The sequence below is a fragment of the Salisediminibacterium halotolerans genome (assembly GCF_003814815.1).
Classification (GTDB): Bacteria; Bacillota; Bacilli; order Bacillales; family Salisediminibacteriaceae; genus Salisediminibacterium; species Salisediminibacterium halotolerans.
Genome location: NZ_RKQQ01000001.1, coordinates 184,462 through 196,213, shown reverse-complemented (window position 1 = coordinate 196,213; position 11,752 = coordinate 184,462). Strand labels below are relative to the sequence as shown.

The 11,752-nt window shown below is 48.9% G+C and carries 14 protein-coding genes; 8 read left to right on the top strand and 6 right to left on the bottom strand.

What is annotated here, in order from left to right; all coding sequences use genetic code 11:
* Window positions 1-186: 186 nt before the first annotated feature.
* Window positions 187-315, bottom strand: coding sequence for a hypothetical protein (locus EDD67_RS14130; protein WP_277872117.1), 129 nt, complete (start codon window positions 313-315; stop codon window positions 187-189).
* Window positions 316-566: 251 nt separating this feature from the next.
* Here EDD67_RS14130 and EDD67_RS00955 point away from each other — a divergent pair, with 251 nt between their 5' ends.
* Window positions 567-821 (top strand): hypothetical protein, encoded by a 255-nt coding sequence (locus EDD67_RS00955; protein WP_121439321.1) that lies wholly within the window; start codon window positions 567-569, stop codon window positions 819-821.
* 206 nt (window positions 822-1,027) lie between these two features.
* On the opposite strand, the gene EDD67_RS00950 is transcribed toward EDD67_RS00955, so the two are convergent.
* Complete coding sequence (locus tag EDD67_RS00950) at window positions 1,028-1,267, bottom strand: hypothetical protein (protein ID WP_123875785.1); 240 nt, start codon at window positions 1,265-1,267, stop codon at window positions 1,028-1,030.
* Between the two features lie 98 nt (window positions 1,268-1,365).
* Here EDD67_RS00950 and dcd point away from each other — a divergent pair, with 98 nt between their 5' ends.
* Window positions 1,366-1,956, top strand: a complete 591-nt coding sequence (dcd, locus tag EDD67_RS00945; RefSeq protein ID WP_093072830.1) for a dCTP deaminase — start codon at window positions 1,366-1,368, stop codon at window positions 1,954-1,956.
* A 142-nt stretch (window positions 1,957-2,098) separates the two neighbouring features.
* Entirely contained in the window at window positions 2,099-3,784 is a 1,686-nt protein-coding gene (locus tag EDD67_RS00940) for a methyl-accepting chemotaxis protein (protein ID WP_121439320.1), read from the top strand.
* A 59-nt stretch (window positions 3,785-3,843) separates the two neighbouring features.
* Here EDD67_RS00940 and EDD67_RS14125 read toward each other — a convergent pair whose 3' ends face one another.
* Together EDD67_RS14125 and EDD67_RS00930 are read right to left on the bottom strand one after the other, a co-directional pair.
* On the bottom strand, window positions 3,844-4,830 hold the full coding sequence (locus EDD67_RS14125; protein WP_093072828.1) for a C40 family peptidase: 987 nt from the start codon (window positions 4,828-4,830) through the stop codon (window positions 3,844-3,846).
* A 328-nt stretch (window positions 4,831-5,158) separates the two neighbouring features.
* Window positions 5,159-6,139: a C40 family peptidase gene (locus EDD67_RS00930; RefSeq protein ID WP_121439319.1), complete on the bottom strand. Its 981-nt coding sequence runs from the start codon at window positions 6,137-6,139 to the stop codon at window positions 5,159-5,161.
* Between the two features lie 245 nt (window positions 6,140-6,384).
* On the opposite strand from EDD67_RS00930, the gene EDD67_RS00925 reads away from it, so the two are divergent.
* Window positions 6,385-7,074, top strand: a complete 690-nt coding sequence (locus EDD67_RS00925; protein ID WP_158638169.1) for a response regulator transcription factor — start codon at window positions 6,385-6,387, stop codon at window positions 7,072-7,074.
* A 44-nt stretch (window positions 7,075-7,118) separates the two neighbouring features.
* Here the strand turns inward: EDD67_RS00925 and EDD67_RS00920 are convergent, their stop codons facing one another.
* Window positions 7,119-7,448, bottom strand: coding sequence for a metal-sulfur cluster assembly factor (locus EDD67_RS00920; RefSeq protein WP_093072825.1), 330 nt, complete (start codon window positions 7,446-7,448; stop codon window positions 7,119-7,121).
* A gap of 209 nt (window positions 7,449-7,657) precedes the next feature.
* Here EDD67_RS00920 and EDD67_RS00915 point away from each other — a divergent pair, with 209 nt between their 5' ends.
* The gene (locus EDD67_RS00915) at window positions 7,658-8,218 is read left to right on the top strand and encodes an FAD-dependent oxidoreductase (RefSeq protein ID WP_093072824.1); all 561 of its coding nucleotides are present in this window, start codon (window positions 7,658-7,660) and stop codon (window positions 8,216-8,218) included.
* An 18-nt stretch (window positions 8,219-8,236) separates the two neighbouring features.
* Window positions 8,237-8,608 (top strand): ComEA family DNA-binding protein, encoded by a 372-nt coding sequence (locus EDD67_RS00910; protein ID WP_121439317.1) that lies wholly within the window; start codon window positions 8,237-8,239, stop codon window positions 8,606-8,608.
* 54 nt (window positions 8,609-8,662) lie between these two features.
* Here EDD67_RS00910 and EDD67_RS00905 read toward each other — a convergent pair whose 3' ends face one another.
* Complete coding sequence (locus EDD67_RS00905; protein WP_121439316.1) at window positions 8,663-9,304, bottom strand: YigZ family protein; 642 nt, start codon at window positions 9,302-9,304, stop codon at window positions 8,663-8,665.
* A 357-nt stretch (window positions 9,305-9,661) separates the two neighbouring features.
* Here EDD67_RS00905 and EDD67_RS00900 point away from each other — a divergent pair, with 357 nt between their 5' ends.
* Window positions 9,662-10,822 carry a sensor histidine kinase gene (locus EDD67_RS00900; protein ID WP_093072821.1) on the top strand — a complete coding sequence of 387 codons (1,161 nt, stop codon included), beginning with the start codon at window positions 9,662-9,664 and terminating at the stop codon, window positions 10,820-10,822.
* Window positions 10,823-10,969: 147 nt separating this feature from the next.
* Window positions 10,970-11,668, top strand: a complete 699-nt coding sequence (locus tag EDD67_RS00895; RefSeq protein ID WP_093072820.1) for a response regulator — start codon at window positions 10,970-10,972, stop codon at window positions 11,666-11,668.
* Window positions 11,669-11,752: the final 84 nt, after the last annotated feature.

The following is an 11,752-nucleotide window of genomic DNA, read 5'->3' as shown; positions in this document are numbered from 1 at the left end:
TAAGCCACGCAGCCACTGCCCTCCGCTTGCCCCGGGCAAGGACTCAGTTAGTATTCGGCGGCTTGAGACCGCCGAATCCGGATCTTCGTCTCTTGCTTTCCCGGAGGCGTCGGAGGAGTGGATGCATGGCTTCTTTTTTTATGAATACACTCTATTCAAAAAAGGAGGATGACCCAGCATCCCGGCTTAATCCCGCGGACTAGTAAGACACGGCGAAGTCTTATTGAGCCGATGTCGCAGTGATACCTTCAGGTGAAAGAAGCCGGGCGATGCGTCGTCATCCGTTCCTTTTAAGATGGCATCTAACGATGTCATGACTTTGTCAACACTCTGAAGCCTGTCCGTAGGGGACAGGCTTTTTTTGTGAACAGTTTGAGTTAAAGAGATATGAACGTTTAGTGAAAGTCATTGCGTTTAAGTAAATAATCTTATATATTATATATATCAAGTTAGTGAAATGATTCACAAAACACTGCGGTTATGTTGTTAACCTTGTTTTTGTTTACTCCACAGCGTCGTCGATCCGTTTTTGTGAATGGCTTACCATTATGAAGGAGGAATGCTCAATGTTACAAATTACTGAGCGCGCAGCAGAGATGTATAAGGATGATATGGAACTGACTTCAGATGATGAAGTGCGTTTGTTCGTTCGCGGAGCGGAAGGATTTTTCCTCGGAGTTGATCGCGATCATTCCGAACAAGGCGATTGGACTGTTGTTGTAAACGGGGTTCATTTCTTTATTAAAGAAGATGACCTATGGTTATTCGAAAATAAAACGCTCGATTTCTGTGAAAAGGGCGATTGCATTAAGCTGCACTAAAATAAAACTGCCAAGAAAACCTGCCCGCCGGCAGGTTTTCAGCTTGTAGACATATTATTATTTTGACGTAAGCCACGCAGCCACTAACCTCCGCTTGCCCCGGGCAAGGACTCAGCTAGTATTCGGCGGTCTTAGACCGCCGAATCCGGATCTTCGTCTCTTGCTTTCCCGGAGGCGTCGGAGGAGTGGATGCGCGGCTTCCTTTATTATGAAAACACTCGATTCAAAGAAAGAGGATGACCAAGCATCCCGGCTTTTTCCGGCGGGATAGCTAGACAGACGAGACCCTGCAGGGCATCAGCCCGAAGCGGCTCGGCGCTCGCCCGCGGACTAGTAAGACACGGCGAAGTCTTTTTGAGCCGATGTCGCAGTGATACCTTCAGGTGAAAGAAGCCGGACGATGCGTCGTCATCCGTTCCTTTTAATAGGACATCGATCGATGTCATGACTTTGTCAACACTCTAAAAACCTGCCCGCCGGCAGGTTTTCTTTTTTGATTGATCGAGATAAAATGGATGAAAACGATGTTTTTGGAGGGATGGTTATGATTTTAAGCGGCAAGACAATTCAGGAGAAATTAAACAGCGGTGAATTGCAAATAGAGCCGAGATCAACTGAGCAGGAACAAATTCAGCCCGCCTCGATCGATTTGCGGCTCGGTCATCATTTTCTTGTGATCGACGATCATTTAAGCACGAAATTGTCGCTCACTTCCGAAGCGGCGTACCGTGAAATTGATGTCGGCGAACGAGGTTCGATTGTCATTCCGCCGCAATCATTTCTCTTGGCGACGACGAAAGAAACGATTGCTTTGCCGTCCTCGTTGACAGCCTTTGTCGAAGGGCGCAGTTCGATCGGACGGCTCGGTTTATTTATCCAAAATGCCGGCTGGGTTGACCCGGGTTTTCGCGGGCGGATTACGCTGGAATTGTACAATGCAAACCGTTTGCCGATTGAGCTGGATGTCGACCGGCGGATTTGTCAACTCGTGCTGGCTGAAGTCGACAGAGAAGCCGAACCGTATGAAGGAAAGTATTTAGATCAAGACGATGCGACAGCAAGCCGCGTTCAATTGGATTATGAAAATCAGCAGCGTCTTGAAGAAATGCACGGCCGGCGCCGGACAAATAGATAACAAGCTAAGTCGCACACCTTAAAAACAGGCGTGCGACTTTTGTTTTATTTGTGACAGCTGACAAAAAGTTCTATGGTTCAATTTGTAGGTATGATATCTTAAAACATATCGAGTTGAAAAACATAGAAGGAGTGGCAAAAAAATGAATATTTTAACAAAAGTGAACGTCTTGATGATCAGCTTAGTCATCATCGTGGCGGGAGCGATCGTCGGGCTTACATATTTTCAAGTGGAGGACGGCATCGAGAGTTTTGCATCCGAAAAAGCACAGTCGGATCTTGATCTCGCTTACCAAATGGTAGATGACAGATATGAAGGGGAATGGGCGCTCGAAAACGGCGAATTGTACAAAGGCGATCATCAAATTTCCGGTGATTACGGCCTTGCCGACGAAATCGGTGAGATAACCGGCGGTCTGGTGACGATTTTCCAAGACACGATGCCGGTAACGACAAACTTAATCATCGATGATGAACGGGCGCTTTCGGCTGAAGCGGAAGGAGACGTTTCGCAGCGCGTACTCGAAAACGGCGAGCGTTATTTTGGCGAGGCCGATATTTTAGGTGTCGACATGCAGACGGCATACCGGCCGATTTTTGACGGAAATGATGACATAATCGGCATGTGGTTTACCGGAGCGTCGCAAGAAACGATTAATGAGACGATGGGAGCGATTCTGTGGCAGTCTGTCGGGGTGGCAGCTGGGGTGATTGCGCTTGTCGGTGTGTTTGCCCTCTTGTTTATGCGCAGCGTCCGCAAGCGGATGACCTCGTTGATTTCAAGCATGAAAGAAGCTGGAGCCGGGGATTTAACCGAAAACGAACGGCTGGCGACAAATGATGAGCTGGGCGAAATCAGCCGTCATTTTGAGCAAATGAAAGCGAATCTTCGCTCTGTGCTCGATGACGTCGGCGATGCTTCCCAGCGTTTGTCCGCTTCTTCAGAAGAATTGACGGCAACAAGCGCTGAATCATCGAAAGCTGCTGAAGAAGTGGCAAATACGATTGAAGACATCGCCAAAGGGGCGGCTGATCAAGCGAAGGATACGGAAAAAGGCTCACACGAAGTTGCCGAGCTTGGCGAATACATTGAACACGAGCAAGAATACGTCGCGAAGTTAAACGATATTGCTGATGACGTGACCGATTTAAAAGATGACGGGATGAAACTCGTACAAGAGTTGATCGAAAAAACAAAATCAAATCATGCAGAAATTGTTGCTGTCCAAGGGATTATTCAAGAAACGAACGCAAATACGGAAAAGATCGAAAACGCGAGCGGAATGATCAAAAACATCTCTGAGCAGACGAATCTGCTCGCACTCAACGCTTCGATTGAAGCGGCCCGGGCCGGAGAAGCAGGCAAAGGGTTTTCCGTCGTCGCCGATGAAATCCGCAAACTCGCGGAACAGTCAAATAAATTTTCGGAAGAAATTAATCAAATCATCGATAAGCTCGGTGAAAAAACAACTGAAGCTGTCGAGCGGATGGAAACGTCCAAACAAACAGCCGATGTCCAGTCGGAAAGCGTTCATTCAACCTCAGAAAAGTTGGAGGGTGTCGCCGGGGCGATCGAACGGATGCATTCGACGATCGGCGATTTGAATCAGTCCGGGGCATCGATGCAGCGGAAGAAAGAAGAAATCGTTCAAGTGATTGAAAACCTCTCGGCCATTTCGCAGGAGAATGCCGCGAGCACCGAAGAAATGTCCTCAGCGATTGAAGAACAAACGGCATCGATGGAAGAGATAGCCAGTTCGAGTGAGGAATTGGCCCGCTTAGCGGACGAATTGCAGTCGACGGTGCAGAAATTCCGTACCGATCATTAACAGAAAAAGTCCCGAGCAGCCAAAGCTGCTCGGGACTTTTTTGTACATTTGGCGTTGTTTTAGTGCAAACGTTTTGCGCCGAGATATCTGGAAGACCAATAGCTTGAGTTCATATCGGACACTGTCACACCGGTTGATGAACCGGCATGAATAAATTGATTGTTGCCGAGATAAATCCCGTTATGCGAAGGGCCGGATGTGTACGTTTCAAAAAAGACCACATCGCCGACTTGAGGTGAAGATACCGACGTTCCGGCATTCCATTGCTGAGATGCCGTCCGCGGGAGGTTGATCCCGTTTTGATTAAAGACGTATTGAATGAACCCGCTGCAGTCAAAGCCGGACGGTGTTGTGCCGCCCCAAGCATAAGGTGTTCCCGTGTGATTTTCTGCTTCGGAGATTAAGCTTCCCACGAGACCGCCGCCGCTTGCTGAGGTAGCTGAATCACTTGAGCTGCTGCTTCCGGAGGAGTCTGAAGCGGAAGAGCTTGAGCCGGTGATTGCACTGTAAGTATTCGGTCCGGCGATGCCGTCAACGCCGATGCCGGCGCTTTGTTGAAACGCTGTAACCGCTGCACGCGTCTTCGGTCCGTAGATGCCGTCAACTGTCAATGAGTGCGACGTAGCGCTGTTCAATTCCGATTGCAAGTCGCTTACGGCGCCGCCGCGGTCACCGCTTCTAAGCACAGAGCCGTCCCAGCTGCCGGACGTCGAACCGGAGCTTGACGCTTGACTGGAGCTGCTGTTAGAAGACGAGCTGCTTGTCCCGCTCATTGCACTGATGGTTTCCGGGCCGACAATGCCGTCTACTTGCAAACCGTTATCGCGTTGAAACGTAAGTACAGCTTCACGGGTTTTCGGACCGTAAATGCCATCGATCGTTAAGGAATGCGACGTTGCGTCACTCATCTCTTCTTGTACGGTGCGGACATCGTCCCCTGTCGCACCAGTGTTTAAAATCGTGTCTGCTGATAATGCTGCTTCACCAAGGTTCGGTGCGGCCATTAAGCCAAACGTAAAAGCTAAACCTACAACCATTTTTTTCATCGTTCATTCACTCCCTCATTTTTTACTACAAGCGTTAGTATAGAACGAAATTATCAAGAAAGTTTGTGAATGTAATTACAAATCGTTGAGTTAAGTAACAATCAAGTTACGTTCGTGACATTCAGATGTCAGAACGATGAAAAAATCTCTTATTCATTCAAATATTGTCAAAGGAAGATTAAAATGTAATATACAGATTGGTTCGTCAAGTCCCGTTTCCGTTTAGAAGCGAACGAATTGCAGCCGACGGTGCAAAAATTCCGTACAGACCATTAAGGTAATAAAAAGAACCCCGGACAGCGGCCCGAGGTTCTTTTGGCGGTTCGTTTTAGTGGAATCGCTTCGCGCCGATGTAACGCGGCTCCCAGTATGAGTTGCTCATGCTGTCGACGGTAACACCTTGTGACGAGCTGGAATGGATAAACTGATTGTTGCCAAGGTAAATACCGGCGTGTGACGGTCCGGATTTGTACGTTTCAAAGAACACAACGTCGCCGCGCTGCGGGCTTGAAACGTCTGTACCGAGCGGGTAGTAGTCTGCGTGCGTACGCGGCAAGTCAATGCCGACTTGGCTGAACGAGTAAACGATAAAGCCGCTCGAGTCCATCGCTCCCGGCTGTGCGCCGCCCCAAGAATACGGTGTGCCCATGTGGCTTTCCGCTTCAGAGATCAAGCTTTCGACGAAGCCGCCGCCGCTAGCGGATGTTGCTGAATCATTCGAGCTGCTGCTTCCGGATGAATCGCTGGACGATGATGAACCGGTCATCGCGCTGTAAGTATTCGGTCCGGCGATGCCGTCAACGCCGATGCCGGCGCTTTGTTGAAACGCTGTAACCGCTGCGCGCGTCTTCGGTCCGTAGACGCCGTCAACTGTTAATGAGTGCGACGTAGCGCTGTTCAATTCCGATTGAAGATCGCTTACGGCGCCGCCGCGGTCGCCGCTTCTAAGCACGGATCCGTCCCAGCTGCCGGACGTCGACCCGGAGCTTGATGTTTGACTGGAGCTGCTGTCAGAAGAGCTGCTTGTCCCGCTCATCGCACTGATGGTTTCCGGGCCGACAATGCCGTCCACTTGCAAACCGTTGTCTCGTTGGAACGTAAGTACAGCTTCACGGGTGTTCGGTCCGTAAATGCCATCGATCGCTAAGGAATGCGATGTTGCATCGCTCATTTCTTCTTGTACGGTGCGGACATCGTCCCCTGTCGCACCAGTATTTAAAATCGTATCTGCGGATAATGACGCTTCACCAAGATTCGGTGCGGCCATTAACCCAAATGTAAAGGCTAAACCTACAACCATTTTTTTCATTCTGCCATCCACTCCCTTAATTTTTTCTACAGGGGCAAGTATAGAATGAAAATATCAAGAAAGTTTGTAAATGTAATTACAATTCATCTATTCAGGTAACAATCAGGTTACGTTCGTAACATTCGTATGTCATGACGATGAAAAAAACTCTTATTCCTTCAAATATTGGCTGTATAAGAGTAAAATGTGATATACGGCTTGTGCCGTCAATCTTTACGCAGAATAACGAGAGGGGGAGGAGACATGTGACGGAGCGGATATTAATTATCGAAGATGATGAAGAAACCCGGGTCTGGGTCCGGTTTATTTTAGCGGATCAAGGCTATGAAACAGCTGAAGCGGAGCACATGCCGCAGGCAAAAACGATATTACAGTCTGAATCGGTGATGGCAATCATCGTTGATATAAACTTATTAAGAAAAGACCGCTACGAATTGCTGCAGCGTCACAGTCGGAAACAGAACGGTTTGATACCAGTTTTGACCCTCGTGAAAGCGGAGGATATTATGCTCGCCGATGAAGCGATGGAAGAAGGCAGCGATGAATTTTTAATTAAACCGTTTGAATCGAAAGAGCTGGTCCTCCGCTTAAAATGGCTTTTGCAGCGCAAAACCGGAGCCGATAAAAATGAACACGGCGAATGGACGATCCACGGGCTGTCGTTTTATCCGGCATATTATGAATTGCGCTACGAAAATCACTTGATCGTATTGACGCAAAAGCAGTTTATGCTGTTTTACCGGATGGCGAAAAATGCCGGCCGGGTTTACAGCCGGGAAGAATTGCTCGAGCTTGAATGGGATGACCCCGGTGAGGGGGACAGCCGGACGATTGATTCGCACGTGAAAAATATCCGCGATAAACTGAAAGAATCCGGTTATCATGAAAAGGTGATCGAGACGGTTTGGGGTGTCGGCTACCGCGTGCTCCCGTAACAAAAAATTGTCCCGAACATATTTGTTCGGGACAAAACTTCCGCTTACTCGGCGACGCCGAGGGCGATTTTCGCATAACGGGACATCATTGACTTGTCCCACGGCGGACTCCATACAATGTTAACGTCAACTTCGCCGATTTCACGAATTTCCTGCAAATCGCTCAGCGCGTTTTTCACTTCGCTGACGATCGTGCCGGCAAGCGGACAACCCATTGCTGTCAGCGTCATCTCCACTTCAACATTATCGCTGTCGTCGAGATGAATCTCATACACTAAACCGAGGTTAACGATATCGATTCCGAGTTCCGGATCTATCACATTTTCCAGTTCGGCCATAATCCGTTCTTTTAATTCCTGTTTCTCATCTGACATGCGAATGCCTCCTTACTAGAATCTCTACTGTTAGGATAACCGATTTAAGCATCGGGAAAACACCGATCTGCTTGCGGAAAAACCGCAGCTCCGTCTTTGCAGGAAATAATTCCTTTGTTTTTCCAGAAGTGAAGGTTTGAATTTTCTTCGCGGAGGAAAACGGTTAAATAGAGAGAAACGATCATTAATTAAAAAGGAGCGATGCAACCATGTATGATATCATTGTTGTCGGAGCCGGCCCTGCCGGAGCGAGTGCCGCGTTAATTGCGGCAAAGGCGGGAAAATCCACGTTGATGCTTGATAATGATACGAGCATTACAAAAAAGGCGTGGGTGAAAAATCATTACGGCGTGAAAGAGATTACCGGGCCGGAGCTTGTCGAAACAGGAATTGAACAGGCGAAACGCTTCGGGACAGAAACGGCTCGGGCAAAAGTTGACAACGTTGAAGCGATCGACGGCGGGGTGCGTGTGTCAGCGGACAGCGGTGTGTACGAAGCGGCGCAAGTAATTTTGGCCACAGGCGTAGCGCCGGCAGTCGCCGAAGCATCCGGCATCGCGGTTAAAGAAGGAACGGAGCCGAAAATTAAAAAAATTGTGGATGCCGGCCGCGACGGACGGACGACGATGCCGGGCGTCTGGGCGGCAGGCACGTGCGCAGGCGTGAGTGTTCATACGATCGTGACAGCGGGGCACGGTGCTGAAGTGGCGATTAATGTCGTCAGCGCGATGAACGGGGAACGCTACGTCGATCACGATGTATTATCTTAAGGCAAGGGAGAGAGAGTCATGTTAAAGCGTGTGCTCGTCGTGTTAGCGGCGATTGTGACGATCGGCTGGCTGCTGCCGTTTTTCAAAGAATTAAAACCAGTTAAAAATCAATGCACAAACAGTTTACGCGTTGATGAAGCAGTAAAGCCGGCCGATAAAACCGATTTGCCCGAGCAAACGGAAGAAGCGGCGGAAGATGGCCGGATCGATTTGAACCGGGCTGATTTCGATCAGCTCCTGTATATTCCCGGCGTCGGGACAGATTTTGCTCACCGGATTATAAATGAACGGCGCCGCGTGAAGGGGTTTCAATCGGTCGACGATTTGCTTAAGATTCAGGGCGTCGGTGAAAAACGGCTCGATTTAATGCGCGAGCGGATTAAAGTTTAACCGAACATACTTAAGAAACCCGGATGACAGTCTTGTCATCCGGGTTTCTTGCGTTTAGCCGGTTTCGACCGGGTATTCGAGGTAGGTATCTTCTTCGTGGTTGACCGTTGCCGTGCCGTTGGTAATATCGGCGATCCAATTTTTAAAAGTTTCTTCTTCACCGGATACGACGTAAGCATACAAGGTCGGCTGTTCGAGATAAGCCATTTCCTTTAACAAAAAGCGGGACGAGCGGATATCGTTTTCGACTTTGCCGAGATAACTGTACGAAAAGGCTGCCGAATAAACGCCGGCTAACCGGCGTTCGACGATGCCGGCTGCTTTGACCCCTTCGCTCACCGCTGTTCCGTACGCACGGATCAAACCGCCTGCGCCGAGCTTAATACCGCCGAAGTAGCGGGTGACGACGACGACAGTGTCTTTTAAGTCGCGTTTTTTTAACACATCAAGCATCGGGACGCCGGCCGTGCCGGAAGGTTCACCGTCATCGTTGGCTTTTTGAATCAGGTTGTTCTCGCCGATCATATAAGCGGAACAGTTGTGGGCTGCGTCATGATGCCTTTTTTTGATTTGCTCAATAAACGCGTGCGCTTCCTCTTCTGAGGCGACCCGGTCAACGTATGTAATAAAGCGCGATTTTTGGATGACATATTCATATTCGCCGTACCCTTTCACTGTGTAATACGAAGGTAACATCTGCTTTCTCCTCATTTCAGTCGGATTAAAAAAAGTTAAAAAGTTGTGTAATCCGGGGGGATAATTCACAAATATCGGGTATAGTGTGTATAGGCCTTGTCCAAAAGGCTTATACTCCCGTCATGCTGTGTGAATTTTCTTTCTGACAGTTTAACAACTTTCTTAGACAAATGCGATATTTTCGCATATGATGAAAGGGGAGGACTCCCGTTCTATGAAGAATTAAACATGACGATTTCCCCCGATTTTTTACGGGTACCCCCATAAATCGTCGAAGGGACGCGACTTATTCCAGTGAACGGCGCTCCTCAGTCAAGATTATCACAACATGCAGTGCATCTGGAAAGAGGGGGTCGCATGAATTCAGCTTCATCAATTGACCAAATCTTGGATAATATGATGGATATGGTCGCCAAAAGCAAAGAAGAAATTTTTGAAATCGGCGAAGATTCCCGCTCGGAATATGAGCAGTTAAACAAGGAATTAAAAGACATTCAGCAAAAAGTCGTGGATGTGATCGAGCGTTCCGAAAGGACTGAACTGCATTCACGTTTTGCCCGGAATCGCCTTGCGGAAGTGAGCAAGCATTTCGGTTCGTATACTGATGAAGAAGTAAAAGAAGCGTACGAACAAGCGAAAGATTATCAAATTCAGCTCGCTGTTTTACAGCAAGAAGAAACGCAGCTCCGGGAACGGCGGGATCAAATTGAGCGCAGGCTGCTGAAATTGCGCGATACGATTGAACGGGCTGACCAGCTGATTAATCAAATCAATGCGGTTCTGCACTATTTAAGCGGCGATTTGCAAGCTGTGTCGGACTTTGTCCACGACGCTGAAGAGATGCAAAAATTCGGTGTGCGGATTATCCAAGCGCAGGAAGAAGAGCGGAAAAAACTGTCGCGGGAAATTCATGACGGCCCGGCGCAGTCGATGGCGAACGTCATGCTTCGTTCAGAGCTTGTCGAAAAAGTGCTCGATCAAGAGAGCGTCGCGAAAGCGCGGGAAGAAATCCGCGATCTCCGGGCAATGGTTCAGTCGACTTTGAGCGAAGTGAGGCGGATCATTTATGATCTGCGCCCGATGACACTCGATGATCTCGGTTTAGCACCGACGCTCGCGAAATATTTACGGACAGTCGACGATCATCATGACGCTGTGACGATCCGTTTCAAAAACGTCGGCGATGACCGGCGCCTGCCTTCGCATATAGAAATCGCGATTTTCCGCTTTATTCAAGAAGGCGTGCAAAATGCGCTAAAGCACGCAGAACCGGATCAAATTGAAGTGAAACTTGATTTGAAAAAAGACCGGGCGACGGCGCTCGTCCGCGACGACGGCAAAGGCTTTCTGACTGAAGAGGCGTCCGAGGACAGTTTTGGACTCGTCGGCATGAAAGAACGAGTCAACATGCTGGAAGGCGAATTGACGATCGACTCGAAGCCGCGCAAAGGAACACTGATTATGATGCATATACCAATAGATGCGAGTGAGCCGGCAGCAGAGCATTCTGACAGCTGAAACAAAAAAGAGTCCTATAAAATTTCGTTGCTGGACGGATATACAAGTTAAACCATTTGCACGATGCTAAAAGATGGATGACAGACGAATTAAGCCAATAATCAAAACAAATCATTGCCATTAATTTACCATGAAGGAGGAATTGTCATGTCAACTGAAGAACAGCTTCGTATTATACTGATTGACGACCACCAATTGTTTCGCGAGGGGGTCAAACGGATTTTATCGATGGAACCGGGGATGGAAGTCGTCGCGGAAGGAAACGATGGCGACGAGGTGCTCGACTTGGTGCGGCAGAATAAACCGCACGTTGTCTTGATGGATATCAATATGCCGGGAGTGAACGGCATGGAAGCGACGAAGACGCTCGTTGAAACATTCCCGAATGTCAACGTGCTGATTCTTTCCATTCATGATGATGAATCGTACGTTACACACGTACTGAAAACCGGTGCAAGCGGGTACTTGTTAAAAGAGATGGATACCGAGGCGTTAATTGAAGCGGTTCGGGTTGTCGGCAACGGCGGCGCGTATATTCATCCGAAGGTTACCCACAACTTGATCAGCGAGTACCGGCGCCTCGCGAGCGACGGCGGCGGACGTTCCGAAGTCGGTTTTCGGGAAGTGGAGTACCGCCGGCCGCTGCACTTGTTGACGCGCCGCGAATGTGAAGTGCTCCAGCTGATGACCGACGGCAAGAGCAACCGTGCGATCGGCGAGACGCTGTACATTTCGGAGAAAACGGTGAAAAACCACGTAAGCAATATTTTGCAAAAGATGAACATGAACGACCGGACGCAAGCGGTAGTTGAAGCGATTAAAAACGGCTGGGTGCAGGTAAACTGATCTTGTTGCACTAAGCGCCGGACCGCTAAAAGGTTCGGCGTCTTTGTGCTGAGCTGAGCGTTCCGGAATAGACAAAGGGATCAG